Here is a 16,627-nt window from a genome sequence, read left to right on the forward strand (position 1 = left end):
ATCCATGGACACCGATCTCGCCCCCACCCCCGCTGCTCCCGCCGGCTCTCCCATCCTGGTCGCCGACATCGGCGGCACCAATGCCCGCTTCGGCCTGATCGACGGGCGGCAGGTGCGCGACACCCGGGTGCTGCGCTGCGCCGACTACGCCTCGATCGACGACGCGGCCACCGCCTATCTGTCGGCGGTCGGTCTGGCGGCGCCCGGCACCCCCGGCCGGCCGCGGCGCGGCGCCTTCGCGGTGGCCGGGCCGGTCACCGGCGACCATGTCGCCATGACCAATCTGGTCTGGGAATTCTCGACCGGCCGGGTGCGCGACGCGCTGGGGCTCGACCGGCTGGCGGTGATCAACGACTTCACCGCCGTCGCCCTGTCGGTGCCGCGGCTGGCCGAGGAGGACCGGCGCCAGATCGGCGAGGGCACGCCGCAGCCGGGCGCGGTGGTCGCGGTGCTGGGGCCGGGCAGCGGGCTCGGCGTGTCGGGGCTGGTGCCCGGCGCCGGCGAACGCTGGACCGCACTGTCGGGCGAGGGCGGCCATGTCACCATGGCGCCGGTCAGCGACCGCGAGAGCGCCGTGCTCGGCCAGTTGCGCAAGCGCTTCGAGCATGTCTCGGCCGAGCGGGTGCTGTCCGGGCCGGGCATCGTCAACCTGTACGAGGCGCTGTCGATCCTCGACGGCCGCGAGCCGGCTGCGCTCGGCCCCGCCCGGATCGCCGACGCAGCGCTGGCCGGCAGCGAGCCCCATTGCGTCGAGGCGGTGGAGATGTTCTGCGCCATGCTGGGCACCGTCGCCGGCAACCTCGCCCTGACGCTGGGGGCGCGCGGCGGCGTCTACATCGCCGGCGGCGTGGTGCCCAAGCTGGGGGCTTTCTTCACCCATTCCCGCTTCCGCAAACGCTTCGTCGAGAAGGGCCGCATGCGCGACTTCCTGGCCCCCGCCCCGACCTATGTCATCACCCACGAGTTGCCCGCCTTCCTCGGGCTGGCGGAGGCGGCAGGGGCGGACTAGAGGTTGGCGATCGGAGCCACGCTTCAAATCGATTCCGATTCTACGCGATCCGATCCGGGCAGGTTTGAGGCTTGAACCGGCGGGGCCGGCCCCACATGGTTGTTGCCATTCCTTTTTCGGATCGCAACGGAACGCCATGGCCACCGACCTTCGTGTCCGCTTCCTGCACCCGTCGGGCGCCATCGGCCCCGGCAAGATCGCGCTGCTGGAGGCCATCGACCGCACCGGCTCGATCTCCGCCGCGGCGCGGTCGCTGGGCATGACCTTCCGCCGCGCCTGGTTCCTGGTGGAAACGATGAACACCGCCTTCCGCGAGCCGGTGATCCGCACCAGCGTCGGCGGCCGCGAGGGCGGCGGCGCCGGCCTGACCCCGCTCGGCCAGGAGGTCGTCGCCCGTTACCGCCAGGTGCAGGAAGAGGCCCGCAAGGCCGCCGAGCCCCATCTGCGCTGGCTCGACGAAACGCTGAAGACGGAGGCGGAGACGGAGACGGAGGCGAAGGGGGACGGCAGCCCGTCCTGACGCCTCCCTGCCCGCTTCGCCCGCGCCTGCCCGGCAAAGCCGCGCAAGCGACGGCTTGACACTTCCTGCCATCTCGAAGAACAACCTGACGCGGCGTGCCGATACCGGCAGGACCGGTCAAGGAGCGCCCCGCACGCGACTCCGGGTAGAGCACGCCTTGCATTAACAATAAAAAGTTGTAGTGCGCCGCAATGACCAAATCCGTCAACATCGCCTATCTTCCACGGCTCGACCATCTCCGTGCCTTTGCGGCGCTCATCGTCCTGTATTACCACTCGCTCCAGCTGCTTCCCCAGTCGCCCGGCGGGGGCCAGGTCGAGGGCTGGATTCACACGAAGAATCCGTTTCTGGCGATAGTGGTCGAGGGGCACACCGGCGTCGCGCTTTTCATGGTCCTGTCCGGCTTCATCTTCACATGGGGCGCGAACGGCCGCGAGGTCGCCTATTCCGGCTTCCTGAGAAACCGCCTGCTGCGGATCTACCCGCTCTATGCCTGGCTTCTTCTTGTCGGCATCGCCATGCACCCGGACGCCGTCGATCCCGGCAGGATCGTCGAGATGGCGATCCCCTTCCTCAATGCCGGGAACAAGGCGACCTACGGCGTGGCGACCAGCCTGTTCTGGACGGTCGCGATCGAGTTCCAGTTCTACCTGATCTTTCCGTTCCTGCTGTCGATCCTGAACCGCCAGGGATGCCGCCAGCTGATGCTGATGGTGCTGTGCGCCCTGGTCTATCGTCTCGTCGCCGACCAGTTCGGCGCCAACTCCCGCGCGGTCGCCTACTGGACGATCGTCGGACGCATCGACCAGTTCCTGATCGGCATGATCGCCGCCGTCGCCCTGCGCCGCCATGGAAGCGATCCGCGGATCGTCCCATGGATCGGCCGCGCCTTCCTTCCGTCATGCCTGCTGATGCTGGCCGTCGTCACCATCTTCCATCGGGCCGGCGGCTATCCGGTGATCGCCACCTGGAAGACCGTCTGGCCCACCATCGAGGCCTGCGGCTGGGCGCTGGTCGTCGTGACCTGCCTGTCGGTCCGCATCCCCGGCTCCCGCATCCTGTCGATGGCCGCGGCCTATGTCGGTTCGATCTCCTACTCCATCTACCTGACCAACTTCATCGTCATCACCCAGGTCGCCAAGCACATCGGCGCCCTGACGCTGGTGCCCAACCCGCATGTCAATGCGCTGCTGGTCTGCACCGCCGTCGTGCTGCCGGCCTCCATCGCCCTGTCGGCGCTGACCTTCCACGCGATCGAACAGCCGTTCATGAAGATGCGGAAGACCTACATGCTCGACGCGGCACGGCCGTCGCCGGCCATCGCCGCCTGATCGACGGGACAGGGCGGTCCGCGAAGTATCGGCAAAACTTACCGAAGCCCTGCCGTCCGCTTTTTCTTCCATGCATGCGGTGCAGCCCTGGGCAACGGGAAGTCCGGTGGCGCGGGGCGGCGCGGCGCCGTACATATGGCTCTGTTGCAGCCCGGCGCCAGCGTGACCGATCGGCAACAGACGCCTTTCCCGACCAGACCCGATCCAGCATCCGGCCATTCGATACCCAGACGGGCCGCAGCCGCGGCGCCGCATCGGCATGCCCTGCCCCTCACCACCCGAGCACCCCGCCCCGCCATGCTGTCCCTTCCGCTGCCCTTCACCGCCGCCGATGCCTTCGGCGCAGCCGCCTTCGCCGGTTCGTGCCTGTGGCCGCTGATGAAGAAGCGCCGCTCGCTGCTGGCCGGGCAGGCCGCGACCAACCTGATGTTCATCACCCACTATGTGCTGCTTGGTGCCCACACCGCCGCGGCGCTGTGCCTGTTGGTGGTGGTGCAGGCCCTGGCCGCCATGCCGGAGGGGCGGAACCGCTGGCAGACCGCGGTCTTCGCCGCCACGGTGCCGGCCATCGCGGCCATCGCCGCCCTGACCTGGTCGGGCCTGCCGTCGGCGCTGTCCAGCCTGGGCATCACCTTCTCGACGCTGGCGCGCTGGCAGTCGGACGCGCTGCGCATGCGCCTGCTGCTGCTGGTCGCCGGCGCCTTCTGGGTCAGCCACAACGCGCTGGTGATGTCCCCCTTCGCCATGGCGTCGGACGCCTTCGCCGCCGCCGCCAACCTGCTGCGCCTGCGCAGCGAGCGCCGCAAGGCCGCCCTGCCGGCGGCGGCAACCGCGCCCGCCGCCAACGCCAATGCGACGTCCGGCGGGCTGGCCGCCGCCTGACCCGAGGCCGGACGGCCGGGCGAACCGGAAGGAGCTACCGCCTCCGGATGGGTCCGCCCAGTCCGGGGGCGATCGAATTGGGCACTGGCGCACCGGCACCGTCCCGCCTAAAAGAAGCGCGTGCATCGCAACGGCAGCGACGAAGGGCGGCCCATCCATGCTGAAGCGTCTCTACGACTGGACCATGGCCAAGGCGGCGTCGAAGGATTCGACCAAATGGCTGGCCGGCGTGTCCTTCGCCGAAAGCTCCTTCTTCCCGCTGCCGCCGGATCTGCTGCTGGTGCCGATGATCATCGCCAACCGGCAGGCGGCCTGGAGGCTGGCGACGATCTGCACGCTGGCCTCGGTGGTCGGCGGCATCGCCGGCTACATGATCGGCTATTTCCTCTACGAGACGATCGGCCGCTGGGTCATCGATTTCTACCACCTGACCGACAAGTTCGAGCAGCTGCGGCTGACCTTCGTCGAGTACGGGGCCGAGATCCTGATCATCAAGGGCATGACGCCCATCCCCTACAAGCTGCTGACCATCACCGCCGGCGTGGCCCATCTGCCGCTGTGGGTGTTCATCGGCGCCTCGATCATCTCGCGGTCGATGCGTTTCTTTCTGGTCGCCGCCCTGCTGTATTTCTTCGGCCCGCCGATCCGCGCCTTCATCGAAAAGCGGCTGACCCTGGTCACCAGCGTCTTCGCGGTGGCGCTGATCGGCGGCTTCCTGGTGGTGAAGCTGCTGTAACCCGCCATCGCAATCCGCCATTGCAGGCCGACAGGACAGGATTTCCATGCCTCCCCGCGGGCGCCCGCCCCACTCCGACCGCGCCCGCCAGCCAGCCGGCCAGCAACATGGCCAGCATCCAGGCACCAAACCCGTCTCCAGGCGCGGCCCGTCCGCTCCCGGTCCGGCCGACCGCGACTCTGCCCAAACCGCCCAGGCCCCGTCCCAATCCGAAACGCGCAAGCTGTTCCGCGTCGCCGGGCTGGCTGCCGTCTCCTCCCTGTTCGCCCATGAACCGGACCGTGTCGAGCGCCTGTTCTTCGACGAGCGGCTGAAGCCGGCGGTCGGAGCCTACTGCAAGGCGATGGCGGCAGCCCGCAAGCCCTACCGCATGGTCGAGGCCGAGGAACTGGCAAAGGTCGCCGGCACCGTGCTGCATGGCGGGGTGGTGGCGCTGATGGCGCCGCGGACGCTGCCGCTGTTCGATGCGGAGGCGGCGCGGCGGGCCCCCGAACCGCTGCTGATCCTGGACGGGATCGGCAATCCGCACAATCTGGGCGCCATCCTGCGCACCGCGGCCTTCTTCGGCCTGCCCCGCGTTCTGGTCTCCGACCATCCCGGCCAGGCGCTGCCATCGGAAGCCGCCTACCGCGTCGCCGAGGGCGGGTTCGAGTGGGTGGCGCTGGAACGGGCACCCGCCCTGCCGGCCCTGCTGAAACTGCTGCGCGCCAGCCATCGGGTGTTCGGCACCGCGCTGGACCAGAACCGGCCGACGGTCGACGCCGGCGCGCTCACCGGCTGGCGGACCGGCGGAACCGGCCAGAGCGATGCCAAACCACCCGCCGCCAAACCACCCGCCGCCAAACCACCCATTGTCGTGCTCGGCAACGAGGAGGACGGCATCCCGCCGGCCACGCTCGCCGCCTGCGACGCGGTGCTGACCATCCCCGGCAGCGGGCGCGTCCAGTCGCTGAACGTCGCCGCCACCGCCGCCATCCTCATCCACGCCCTGGCGGCCGGCTGAGCCTCCGCCATTCCGGACCCGCTATCCCAGCAGGGCGATCAGCACGACCGCAACCACCGCGACCGAGGCGAGCGGCAGCATCTCCACCCCGTTGCGCTGCCAGGTCGGCGCCTTGCCATGGCCGCCGGCATGGCCGTCGGCGATGTCGTCGGCCCAGCCATGGCGCGAGGGCGCGGCGCCGGGGGCCGACACCGCGGGCGCCGCCGGGCTGGCCATGTCGACCACGCCGTCGCCGCGGCGATAGTCGCCGGCCGGACGGGCCAGCGCCGGGTTGGGGCGGCCATGCATCAGGCGGGAATCGTCCAGCTCGACCTCGATGCCGGCGGCCTCGACCCGCTCGATCACGGCGGCGGTTTCCTCCGGCGTCATGCTGTCCACCGGCAGGATGGCGCCCAGCGCCTCGGCGCTCAGGCGGTTGCCGGTGCGGCGGCCCTGGTCGATCAGGGACTCGACGAGACGGGTGTCGGCGGTGGTGGTGCCGGGGGCAGCGCTGGCCATGATGGCGGTCTCCTTATCCAAAGATCCTCACGGGTTGTGAAGTCAAACGCGCAAGGCCGCGCAAAGGTCCATTCCGCGGGCTTGCTTCCGGCGGCAGCGCCGCCGCCTGCGCCACCTTGCCGCAGCCCCGCCGCGACCCGACATAAGGGGTTCCTCCGAAGGATCGTCACCGATCCGAAGGACCGTCATCAATGGGAGACCCGACCATGCTGGGGCATTTTCTTCGCAAGCCGGCGACGCTGCCGACACCGGAAGAGGCACTGCCCGGCCGCAGCGAAGCGCTTCCGGTGCCCGGGCAGCATCATGTCAACGGCCACCGCCTGACCCCGCCCTATCCGCCGGGGCTGGAGGTGCTCGATCTCGGACTCGGCTGCTTCTGGGGGGCCGAGCGCAAGTTCTGGCAGGTTCCCGGCGTCTGGGTGACCGCCGTCGGCTACCAGGGCGGCCATACCCCCAACCCGACCTATGAGGAGGTCTGCTCCGGCCGCACCGGCCATACCGAGGCGGTGCGCGTCGTCTACGACCCGGCGATGGTGACGGCCGACGATCTGCTGCGCGTCTTCTGGGAATCGCACGACCCGACCCAGGGCATGCGCCAGGGCAACGACGTCGGCACCCAGTACCGTTCCGCCGTCTACACCCACGGCCCGGCCCAGCGGGCGGCGGCGGAGGCGAGCCTCGCCGCCTACCAGGAGCGGCTGGCCGAGGCCGGCTACGGCCCGGTCACCACCGAGATCCGCGACGCGCCGCCCTTCTATTTCGCCGAGGGCTATCACCAGCAGTATCTGGCCAAGAACCCCAACGGCTATTGCGGCCTGGGCGGCACCGGCGTCACCTGCGCCGCATGATGAAGGCCCGGTCGATCCGGGCATCGCTCCGCCGTCCGGCGACCGTTCGGGCTAAGCCCTTGCGGTTGCGCCGCACCGGCGCTTGCGGGTATGGTTCGGGCGGCTCTTGAAAGCTCCGGCGGCACCCGACCGCTGGAGCGCCGCCCGTCCAGCTGCGATTGTCATGACCAAGGAAAGAACCGAGCTGGCGACGCCGTATCTCAGCGGCCTGCTCGAATTCTGGCTCACCAAGTCCGTCGCCGGCCGTCCGCCGGTCCCCAGCAGCATCGCCCCGGCCGACCTGCGGCCGTGGAAGGACAACATCGTCGTGTTCGAGGTGATCGGGGAGGAATCCGGCACCTTCGTCTATTCCTATTACGGCCGGGCGCTGGTCGCCGCCTTCGGGCAGTCGCGCCTGGGCGCCACGCTGGACGACCTGCCGCCGGAACAGCGCGCCGTGCTCCAGCCCGAATACGAGACGGTGCGCCGCGAACGGCTGCCCGTCGCCCGTGTCCACACCGCCGTCTTCGGCGGGCGCACCCGCAGCTTCGAACGGCTGGTGCTGCCGATGTCCAGCGACGGCACCAGCATCGACAAGCTGCTGGTCGCCGCCTACGAGATGACGCCGCGCGAACTGGCGGCCAGACCGCCGGTTCACTCCCAGGGGCACTCCCCAGGGCACTCCCCGGCGCCCGGCGCCTCCTCCGGTCCGGTCCCCCTCACCGTTCAGAAGCCGGGAGCCTCGGCATGACCCCGCGTATGCCGCATCTCGCCGCCCCGCCCACCCAGGCGGGCGTGGTGACCGCCGACGAGTTCAATCTGTGGTGCGCGCTGAACGGCCGCCCCTTCAACCTCGTGCCCAACCCGCGGTCCGACGGCCGCGCGCTGTGGGATGTCGAGGTGCTGCCCGGCACGCCGCGCGCCGGCACCGTCTATTCCACCAACCTGTCGGACGAGGCGCTGGCGGTGGTCGCCGGCTTCGCCTTCCTGTCAGGCGTCGAATGGGCCTACGAGGCACGCGAACCGGCCGAGCCCGAGGCCGCCGCCCCGTGCGAGGCGGCGCCCGCCCCGGTGCCGGCCCCAGTCCCCGAAACGGCCCAAGCCGCCGCGCCCGCGCCCGCCCCCGTCTCCACGCCCGCGGCCGCCGCGGCCCCGGCCACCGATCCGGCCAACGATCCGGCGACCTATTCGCTGCCGACGGTCTCCCTGCTGCAGACCCCGCCGCCGCGCCCGGTGCAGCAGCATGACGAGGCTGTGCTGGCCCGCAATGCGCGGATGCTGGAAACCGTCCTGAAGAACTTCCGCGTCCGCGGCGAGATCATGGACGTGCGGCCCGGCCCGGTCGTCACCCTCTACGAGTTCGAGCCGGCGCCCGGCACCAAGTCGGCCACCGTCATCAACCTGACCGACGACATCGCCCGCTCGATGAGCGTGGTCACCGCCCGCATCGCCATCGTTCCCGGCCGCAGCGTGATCGGCGTCGAGCTGCCGAACCCGGTGCGCGAGATGGTCTATCTGCGCGAGAGCTTCGACCACGACGCCTTCCGCAACACCGGCGCCCAGCTCGCCATCGCGCTCGGCAAGGACATCAGCGGCGAACCGGTGGTGGCCGACCTAGCCCGCATGCCGCATCTGCTGGTCGCCGGCACCACCGGCTCGGGCAAGTCGGTGGCGATCAACACCATGATCCTGTCGCTGCTCTACCGGCTGCCGCCGGAGCGCTGCCGCTTCATCATGGTCGATCCCAAGATGCTGGAGCTGTCGGTCTATGACGGCATCCCGCACCTGCTGACCCCCGTCGTCACCGACCCCAAGAAGGCGGTGGTGGCCCTGCGCTGGGCCGTGCGCGAGATGGAAAGCCGCTACGAGGCGATGTCCAAGCTCGGCGTGCGCAACATCGAGGGCTACAACGCCCGCATGGCCGAGATGATCGCCGCCGGCGAGAAGATGCCGCGCCGCGCCACCCCGCCCGGCGAACCGGAGAATGTCTTCGACCTGACCCCATCGGAGCCGACGCCGCTGCCCTACATCGTCGTCATCGTCGACGAGATGGCCGACCTGATGCTGGTCGCCGGCAAGGAGATCGAGGCGGCGATCCAGCGCCTCGCCCAGATGGCCCGCGCCGCCGGCATCCACCTGATCATGGCGACGCAACGTCCCTCGGTCGACGTCATCACCGGCACCATCAAGGCCAATTTCCCGACCCGCATCAGCTTCCAGGTCACCAGCAAGATCGACAGCCGCACCATCCTGGGCGAGGCCGGGGCGGAACAGCTGCTGGGCCAGGGCGACATGCTCTACATGCAGGGCGGCGGCCGCATCACCCGCGTCCACGGCCCCTTCGTCTCCGATTCGGAGGTCGAGGAGATCGTCCAGTACGTCAAGGCGCAGGGCGCCCCCAACTACGTCACCGCCATCACCGAGGAGGAGGAGGAAGCCGCCGCGGTGGAGGACGAGGAGGGTGGTTCGGGCGCCACCGGCGACGACCTCTACATGCAGGCGGTCAACCTCGTGGTGCGCGAGGGCAAGGTGTCGGTCAGCTTCATCCAGCGCCAGCTCCAGATCGGCTACAACCGCGCCGCCCGGCTGGTCGAGCGGATGGAGACCGAGCGCGTGGTCGGCCCGGCCAACCACCAGGGCAAGCGCGAGGTGCTGCTGTCCCACGCCGGCCTGTCGGCCAAACGCGCGGGAGTGTGAGAGAGCGATGGACCCCAAGCCGCATTTCGAGACCCTCGCCCGCTACAATCGCTGGGCCAACCGGCGGCTCTACGAGGCCGCGGCACCCTTGACCGACGCACAGTTCGTCGAGGACCGCGGCGCCTTCTTCGGCTCGCTGTGCGGCACGCTGAACCACATCCTGGTCGCCGACCGGCTGTGGCTGGAGCGGATCGAGGGGCATGGGCCGAAACCCTCTTCGCTCGACGAGATCCTCCATCACGATTTCGCCGGCCTGCGCACCGCCCGCGAGGCGGAGGACGAGCGCATCCTGAGCGTGGTCGCCGCCACCCCGGCGGAGCGGTTCGAGACGATCCTCGCCTACCGCAACACCGCCGGCGTCCCCCATGAGCTGCCCTTCGCCCAGGTGATGACGCACGTCTTCAACCACCAGACCCACCACCGCGGGCAGGCGCACTCGCTGCTGAGCCAGTTCGGGCTGAAGACGCCGGTGCTCGACTTCGTCTATTTCCTGCTCGAATCGCGATGAGGGCCTCCCGTTGAGCCGGCCGGTCGCCGACCTTGCCATGCTGGAGGCGCTCTATGGCGAGCCGGCCGCCCCCTCCCTCGCCAAGGAGGTGCCGGCGCTGACCCCCGGCTACCGCAGGCTGATCGAGGCGTCGCCCTTCCTGATCCTCGCCACCAGCGGGCCGGGCGGCCTGGATGCCTCGCCGCGCGGCGACGGGCCGGGCTTCGTCCGGGTGGCGGACGAGCGCACGCTGCTGATCCCGGACCGCCGCGGCAACAACCGCATCGACAGCCTGCGCAACATCCTGGCCGACCCGCGGGTCGGGCTGCTGTTCCTGGTGCCGGGGATGAACGAGACGCTGCGCGTCAACGGCCGGGCGACGATCGACGCCGACCGGGATCTGTGCGACAGCTTCGCCGTCGACGGCAAGGCGCCGAGATCGGTGCTGGTGGTCGCCATCGACTCGGTGTTCTTCCAATGCGCCCGCGCCCTGCTGCGCTCCCGCCTGTGGGATCCGGCGGCGCAGGTGCCGCGCGCCGCCCTGCCCTCGGTGGGGACGCTGCTGGCCGAGGCCAGCGCCGGGCGCGAGGGCGGCGAGGCCTATGAGCGGTCGCTGGCCGAGCGGCTTCCCAAGACCCTCTACTGAGCAGGCAGGCGGCCGGCCGCCGTACCGGTCGTCGCCGTTCCGGCCTCCTCTCCGCCGACGCCGGGCAGCCGGATGGTGAAGACCGATCCGGTGCCGACGGCGCTCTCCACCGTCAGGGTTCCACCATGGGCAGCGACGATCCGCTGCGTCATGTACAGCCCCAGCCCCGACCCCTTGGTCCCCTGCGAGGACGCGGCGCGGAAATAGATGGAGCCGATCCGCTCCACCTCCTCCGGGCTCATGCCGCGGCCCTGGTCGGCGACGCGGATGACCAGTTCGCCCCCCGCGGCCCCCGACACCACCCCGGGCGCCACCCCCGCCGCCACCCGCACCGGCGTGTCGGGCGGGGAGTAGCGCAGCGCGTTGCGCACCAGATTGCCGACCGCCACCCCCAGGAAAGGGACGTCGACCCGCACCGGCCGGTCCGGCGTCCCGACCGTCACCGCCAGCCGCGGCTCGCCGTCGGTGCCGGCCAGCCCCTCCAACCCCTCCAGCGCCTCGTCCATCACGAGGTCGAGCGGCACGCTTTCCGGCTTCAGCGCCAGCGCCCCCTGGTCCAGCGCGTCGGCCGACAGGAACAGCTCCACGAGGTCGGACATCCGCCGGGTCGTCTCGACGATGCGGCGGACGCGCGATTGCGTCGACGGCGTCCTCACCTCACCCGACAGCTCGATCATCTGCGCCGCCCCCTGGATCGAGGCGAGCGGGGTGCGGAACTCGTGCGACAGCATGGCGACGAAGGTGCGCTGCTCCTCCGCCCGCTTGGTGGCGAAGGCCGATTCCTCCTGCGCCCGCACCCGCTCCACCTGCAGGCGGCGGATGCGCAGCGCGAGGCCGGAGCCGAGGCAGAGCACCGACACCAGCACGGCGAACTGATAGGGATCGGCGAACATCAGGTCCACCGGCAGGGTCCCGCGCACGGTGAACTGCGTCACCGTCAGGCCGGCCACGGCGGCGAGCGCGGCGGCGGCGTAGAAGCGCGCGCTCGTATCGGCCGGGTTCTTCACCGCCAGCCGGACCGACAGGGCGGCCCCGATCACGGTCGACAGGCTGGCGACCGTGAGCACCACCGGGTTGGTGATGGAATAGGCCGGCGACATCGCCGTCGGCACGGCCAGGATTCCCATCCAGCGGATGCCGGCATAGATGCGGTGCAGGATCGGGAACTGCACCCGCAGCGAGAGGATGCGGTCCCACATGCCGGCGGCCGCCGCGACGCCGAGGAAAGCGCTGCCGCCGACCAGCAGGTTGGTCAGTTCGCCCGGCATGTCGGGAAGCAGCAGCGCCCCGATTCCGCTGGAGAACAGGTAGAAGATGAAGACGCTGGCGACATAGCCGGTATAGGCCAGCAGCGCCCCGTCGCGCAGCAGCAGGCCCAGTGCCACATAGCCCACCATCAGGATCGCCAGCACGCCGAAGAACAGGCCCAGGAACAGCAGGTTGGTCATCTGGTAGCCGGCGAAGGCCGGCACCGCATAGACCGCCGCGCGCAGGGTGATCGAACTGACCGACTCGACGCGGAGATAGAGCGAGACCGGTTGGCCTTCCGGCAGGGTCAGCGGCGTGGCGTGCAGCCGGGACCGCATCGGCCGCTGGCTGAACGGCACGAAATCGCCCATGCGGATGACCCGGTAGCCCGCCGCCCCGCCGGACGCGGCGGGGCCGGGCACAAGGGAGGCGGGAACATGGAGGTCGAGATGGTCGATGTAGGCCTCGCCCAGCTCCAGGATCCAGTCGGCCGGCGCGCCGGTCTCCCGCAGCAGGTCGAAACGGTACCAATGGACATCGGGGGTCTGCCCGGCGCCGCGGAACAGCGTCTGCGGTTCGAACCGCCCCTCGGCATCGGCCCGCAGCACGTCGGCGAAGGTCAGCGCGTGGTCTGGGTCGACCAGCCGGGCGAAATGTCCGGCCAGCGATGTCCGGCCGGTGGCCGCCTCCAGCCGCAGCGGTTCTGCCGCCGGGGGGCCGGGGGCTTGCGCCGCCGCCGGCCATGCCGCCGAACCCGCCAGCGCCCACAGCAGCAGCCACAGGATCGGGACGGACGCCCAGGGAAAAAGGCGCGCATGACCATGCGGTCCCGGTCCCCGGTCCGGTCCCGAAATCGCATGCGGCATGTCCCGTCGGCCGTCCCGGCTGATGATCGTGCTCCCCGCCAAACGCGGCGGAGCTTACGCCAAGAGCACATCGGCCGAAAGGGATGGGTTTACCCGGACTTGTTCCCGGCCGGACCGGGAGAACCGAAGCCGTTCGTTCCAGCGGTCGGAGGCAACCGGATGGTGAAGACCGACCCCTCGCCGCGCACGCTCTCGACGGTCAGGGTCCCACCATGGGCGGCGACGATCTTCTGCGTCATGTAGAGGCCCAGCCCGGCACCCTTGGTCCCGCGCGAGGAGGCGGCGCGGAAATAGATCGACCCGATCTGCCCCACCTCCTCCGCGCTCATGCCGCGGCCCCGGTCGGCGACGCGGACGACCACCCAGCCCTCGCCATCCTCCCCGGCCGTCACCCGCACCGGCGACTCCGGCGGGGAGTAGCGCAGCGCGTTCTGCGCGAGGTTGCCGATCGCCACCCCAAGGAAGGGCGCATCGACCCGCAGCGGCAGGTCCGGCGCATCCACCGCCACGGCCAGCCGGCTTTCCTCCTCCGGTTCCTCAAGCCCGCCCAGCGCCTCCTCCATCAGCTGGCCGAGCCGCACCGGCTCCGGCTTCAGCGCCAGCGCGCCCTGGTCGAGCGCGTCGGCCGACAGGAACAGGTCCACCAGCTCGGCCATCTTGCGGGTGGTGACGCGGATGCGCTCCAGGCGGTTCAGCGCCGACGGCACCGCGACGGCGCCCGACAGCGCGATCATTTGCGCCGCGCTGTCGATGTTGGCGAGCGGGGCGCGGAACTCGTGCGACAGCATGGCGACGAAGGTGCGCTGCTCTTCCGCCCGCTTGGTGGCGAAGGCCGACTCCTCGCGCGCCCGCAGCCGTTCGGCCTGCAGCCGGCCGATGCGCAGGGCGAGCCCGACGCCCAGCACCAGCACCGCCAGCATCGATGCGACCTGATAGGGATCGGCGATCGCGAAATCGGCCGGCAGCACGCCGCGCAGCATCAGCTGCGCCACCGTCAGCCCGCTCAGCGACACCAGCGTGCTGGCCAGATAGAAGCGCAGGCTGAGATCGCCGGGGGTGAGCCAGGCCAGCCGCGCGGTCAGCGCCAGCGCGATCACCACGACCGCCAACGCCGACAGCGTCACCGCCGGGTTGGTCAGGGCGTAGAGCGGGGTGACCGTCGTTGGCACCGCCAGCAGCACCAGCAGGGCCAGCCCCCGGTAGCAGCGGCCCAACAGCGGCGCATGGGTCCGCAGGTCGAGGATATGGACCCACATGACCAGCGCGGCGGAAAAGCCGAGGAAGCCGCTGGCGCCGACCGCCAGGTTGAACGCCCAGCCCGGCAGGTCGGGCAGCAGGACGGCGGCGGTGCCGTTGGCGAACAGATAATAGACGAAGACCGTCGCCACATAGCCGGTATAGGCCAGCAGCGCCCCGTCGCGCAGCAGCAGCCCCAGCGCGACATAGCCCAGCGCCAGGATGCCCAGCACGCCCAGGAACAGCCCCTGGAACAGCAGGTCGGCGCCCTGGTGCGCGATATAGGCGGCGGGCGTCCAGATCCGCGCCGACAGGCGGATGGCGCTGACCGAATCGACCCGCAGATAGAGCGAGACCGGCCGCCCTTCCGGCAGGGTCAGCGCCAGGGCATGCAGCCGGGTCTTCAACGGCCGCTGGCTGAACGGCACGAAATCGCCCAGCCGGACCAGCCGGTAGCCCTCGGCTCCCTCCGGCGGGCGCCCCGACGGCGACGGCTTCGGAACGAACAGGTCGAGATGATCGATGTAGGCCTCGCCCATCTCCAGGATCCACTCGGCCGGCGCGCCGGGCGGGCGCAGCAGGTCGAAGCGGTACCAGTGGATGTCGCGCGTCTGCCCGACGCCGCGGAAATCGGCCCGCGGCTCCAGCCGTCCGGCGGCGTCGGCCTTCAGGACGTCGGCGAAGTCCAGCTTGCGCTCCGGATCGACCAGCCGGGCGAAATGGCCGGCAAGGCTCGCGCCGGCCGTGGCCGCCTCCAGCCGCAGCGGCTCGACCTGCCCGTCGGCCGCCCCACTCGCCGATGCATTGCCCGCACCGGCAAGCCATGGCAGCAGCGCGCAGATCAGGAGGACAAGGACGCCCGGACGCCGGAGAGTACGCCCGGAATAGCAATGGACGCGGGAATCCAGCGGTGCCGCGGGCACCGGCTTCCGCCGCCGCCCACCGCCGCCGGCACCATGTCCGGCCGGTTGGCCGCCCTGCCGGCCGATGATCGCGTCCTTCGTCATCGTCAGCGGTCGATAAGGTTAAAGTTTTAGGAAATGATTAAACAGGTATGCGGGCCACTCCTCCCGGGCCCGCCGTCGCGTCAGATTCTCGACGGCGACAGCTTGAACCCAACCACGCTATCGGCGGTTCCAAGCGAACGCACCAGCTCCATCGGATCGGGATCGCCCTTGCCCTGCAGGACCAGCTGGCATTCGAACAGGCCGCTGCCGTTGGCGAGATGGAAGGCCCAGTCGACCACCTCGAATCCCTGCTTCCTGGCCTCGACCCGCAAATCCTCCGGCGACGGCGCCTTGTCGCGGCTGAAGACCAGCGTCAGATGCATGACCGACCGGTGGGGCAGCAGCCGCTCGATCGGCCGCAGCAGGCTCATCACCAGGATGGTCAGGAGGGCGGCGGCGATGGCGACCGCATAGAAGCCGAGCCCGATGACGATGCCGATGGCCGATGTCGCCCAGATCGAAGCGGCGGTGGACAGGCCGCGGATCGACAGCCCCTCGCGCATGATCACCCCGGCGCCGAGAAATCCGATGCCGGTGACGATGCCTTGGATCACCCGGGTCGGATCGCTGATTCCAGGGACGGCGCCATGACCGCTCCCCCCCATGCCGCCGAACCACATGGCGGGATAGGCGTTGACCACGGTCAGCGCGGCCGATGCCAGGCAGACCAGCCCATAGGTCCGCATCCCCGCCGCCCGCCCGTGGAAGCTGCGCTCGTAGCCCAGCAGCAGCCCGACCGCCAGCGCCCCCAGCAGATGCAGCAGGATCAGGCCGTTGGTCGCCAGCGCGGCCGGCGACCAGTAGGAGAGCAGCACGTCCATGGCGTGTCCCGTTCCAGGCCGGGATCCGTTCCCAGCCACTCTTTCGGAACCGATCCTGGCCCCGATCGCCGGGCACGGCAAGGCCGGGCTCCAGCTTGCCGCGCCCCGGCACCGGCCGCCCGCTCCGTGCGAGGCGCCATTCGGTCACAGGCCGGCAACGCCCCCACTTGACGTGGGTCAATTCCAGACCACCGGAAAGTATCGATACTAAGGGCCGAAAACCGGTACCATAGTATCATCCTTTGGTACCGTCTCAACCGTTCCCGCTCCGACCGAGAGTGCCGCCATGAGGCCGACCAACCCCTCCCTGTCCCAGCCGTCCGACCGCAAGGCGGAGGATTTCGCGCCGGCCCCGACCCGCCGGGCCGAAGGGCTGATGTTCCTGTGGCTGGCGGTGCTGGTCTGGCCGTTGATCGCCGTCGGCACCGTCTCCGCCTACGGCTTCTCGATCTGGATCTACCAGATCCTCACGCACTGAGGCGTCAGCCTCCCCACGCACCGAGCCTTCCGCTCCCGAGGTTCCCCGCCATGCCCCGCGCTCCCGAGATCCACATCTCCAGCCTCGTCATCCAGCACAGCCCCGACCGCACCGACGCGGTGCGCGCGGCGGCGGCGACCGTCGCCGGGCTGGACTGGTGCGCGGCGGAGAACGGCAAGGCGGTGGTGACGCTGGTCACCGCCAGCGCCGCCGAGGTGGTGGACCGCATCGCCCTGCTGAACGCCGTCCCCGGCGTCCACAGCACCACCATGGTCTACCACCATTACGAACCCGCGGACGCGATCGACGCGGCCTGACCGGCGCCTCTCCCGTCC

The 16,627-nt window shown here is 70.4% G+C and carries 17 protein-coding genes; 13 read left to right on the top strand and 4 right to left on the bottom strand.

Translation table 11 applies throughout. The features are described from left to right. Positions 1–4 precede the first annotated feature (4 nt). The 6 genes from AL072_RS02695 (at position 5) to AL072_RS02720 (ending at position 5,481) form a co-directional block, all read left to right on the top strand. Positions 5–1,009 carry a glucokinase gene (locus AL072_RS02695; protein ID WP_045581623.1) on the top strand — a complete coding sequence of 335 codons (1,005 nt, stop codon included), beginning with the start codon at positions 5–7 and terminating at the stop codon, positions 1,007–1,009. 136 nt (positions 1,010–1,145) lie between these two features. Next, on the top strand, positions 1,146–1,529 hold the full coding sequence (locus tag AL072_RS02700; RefSeq protein WP_045581622.1) for a winged helix-turn-helix domain-containing protein: 384 nt from the start codon (positions 1,146–1,148) through the stop codon (positions 1,527–1,529). Between the two features lie 191 nt (positions 1,530–1,720). Then, on the top strand, positions 1,721–2,860 hold the full coding sequence (locus AL072_RS02705) for an acyltransferase family protein (RefSeq protein ID WP_045581621.1): 1,140 nt from the start codon (positions 1,721–1,723) through the stop codon (positions 2,858–2,860). A gap of 297 nt (positions 2,861–3,157) precedes the next feature. Next, positions 3,158–3,742, top strand: a complete 585-nt coding sequence (locus tag AL072_RS02710) for a YgjV family protein (protein WP_045581620.1) — start codon at positions 3,158–3,160, stop codon at positions 3,740–3,742. 157 nt (positions 3,743–3,899) lie between these two features. Then, positions 3,900–4,478, top strand: coding sequence for a YqaA family protein (locus tag AL072_RS02715; protein ID WP_045581619.1), 579 nt, complete (start codon positions 3,900–3,902; stop codon positions 4,476–4,478). Positions 4,479–4,524: 46 nt separating this feature from the next. After that, the gene (locus AL072_RS02720) at positions 4,525–5,481 is read left to right on the top strand and encodes a TrmH family RNA methyltransferase (RefSeq protein ID WP_082108890.1); all 957 of its coding nucleotides are present in this window, start codon (positions 4,525–4,527) and stop codon (positions 5,479–5,481) included. A 21-nt stretch (positions 5,482–5,502) separates the two neighbouring features. Here AL072_RS02720 and AL072_RS02725 read toward each other — a convergent pair whose 3' ends face one another. Beyond that, a complete protein-coding gene (locus AL072_RS02725) occupies positions 5,503–5,979 on the bottom strand; it encodes a hypothetical protein (protein WP_045581618.1) in 477 nt (158 codons plus the stop codon). Between the two features lie 206 nt (positions 5,980–6,185). On the opposite strand from AL072_RS02725, the gene msrA reads away from it, so the two are divergent. The 5 genes from msrA to AL072_RS02750 all read left to right on the top strand — a co-directional run bounded on the left by msrA (position 6,186) and on the right by AL072_RS02750 (position 10,636). Then, positions 6,186–6,827, top strand: a complete 642-nt coding sequence (msrA, locus tag AL072_RS02730; protein WP_045581617.1) for a peptide-methionine (S)-S-oxide reductase MsrA — start codon at positions 6,186–6,188, stop codon at positions 6,825–6,827. 163 nt (positions 6,828–6,990) lie between these two features. Then, a complete protein-coding gene (locus AL072_RS02735) occupies positions 6,991–7,557 on the top strand; it encodes a PAS domain-containing protein (protein WP_052709961.1) in 567 nt (188 codons plus the stop codon). Then, positions 7,554–9,503 carry a DNA translocase FtsK gene (locus AL072_RS02740; RefSeq protein ID WP_045581616.1) on the top strand — a complete coding sequence of 650 codons (1,950 nt, stop codon included), beginning with the start codon at positions 7,554–7,556 and terminating at the stop codon, positions 9,501–9,503. Before AL072_RS02735 ends, AL072_RS02740 begins: the two co-directional genes overlap by 4 nt. 7 nt (positions 9,504–9,510) lie before the next feature. Beyond that, complete coding sequence (locus tag AL072_RS02745; protein WP_045581615.1) at positions 9,511–10,011, top strand: DinB family protein; 501 nt, start codon at positions 9,511–9,513, stop codon at positions 10,009–10,011. Between the two features lie 10 nt (positions 10,012–10,021). Continuing rightward, positions 10,022–10,636 carry a pyridoxamine 5'-phosphate oxidase family protein gene (locus tag AL072_RS02750; protein WP_144428125.1) on the top strand — a complete coding sequence of 205 codons (615 nt, stop codon included), beginning with the start codon at positions 10,022–10,024 and terminating at the stop codon, positions 10,634–10,636. On the opposite strand, the gene AL072_RS02755 is transcribed toward AL072_RS02750, so the two are convergent. The 3 genes from AL072_RS02755 to AL072_RS02765 form a co-directional block, all read right to left on the bottom strand. Continuing rightward, a complete protein-coding gene (locus AL072_RS02755) occupies positions 10,630–12,750 on the bottom strand; it encodes a sensor histidine kinase (RefSeq protein WP_082108889.1) in 2,121 nt (706 codons plus the stop codon). The two genes, AL072_RS02750 and AL072_RS02755, sit on opposite strands and share 7 nt — an antisense overlap. Before the next feature lie 89 nt (positions 12,751–12,839). Then, positions 12,840–14,993 carry a sensor histidine kinase gene (locus AL072_RS02760; RefSeq protein ID WP_045581614.1) on the bottom strand — a complete coding sequence of 718 codons (2,154 nt, stop codon included), beginning with the start codon at positions 14,991–14,993 and terminating at the stop codon, positions 12,840–12,842. An 80-nt stretch (positions 14,994–15,073) separates the two neighbouring features. Further along, positions 15,074–15,814: an MgtC/SapB family protein gene (locus tag AL072_RS02765; protein WP_045581613.1), complete on the bottom strand. Its 741-nt coding sequence runs from the start codon at positions 15,812–15,814 to the stop codon at positions 15,074–15,076. Positions 15,815–16,100: 286 nt separating this feature from the next. Here AL072_RS02765 and AL072_RS02770 point away from each other — a divergent pair, with 286 nt between their 5' ends. Beyond that, positions 16,101–16,292 (top strand): periplasmic nitrate reductase, NapE protein, encoded by a 192-nt coding sequence (locus tag AL072_RS02770; protein WP_045581612.1) that lies wholly within the window; start codon positions 16,101–16,103, stop codon positions 16,290–16,292. A gap of 50 nt (positions 16,293–16,342) precedes the next feature. Continuing rightward, positions 16,343–16,609, top strand: coding sequence for a chaperone NapD (locus tag AL072_RS02775; RefSeq protein WP_045581611.1), 267 nt, complete (start codon positions 16,343–16,345; stop codon positions 16,607–16,609). Positions 16,610–16,627 lie beyond the last annotated feature (18 nt).

Source organism: Azospirillum thiophilum (assembly GCF_001305595.1).
Classification (GTDB): domain Bacteria; phylum Pseudomonadota; class Alphaproteobacteria; order Azospirillales; family Azospirillaceae; genus Azospirillum; species Azospirillum thiophilum.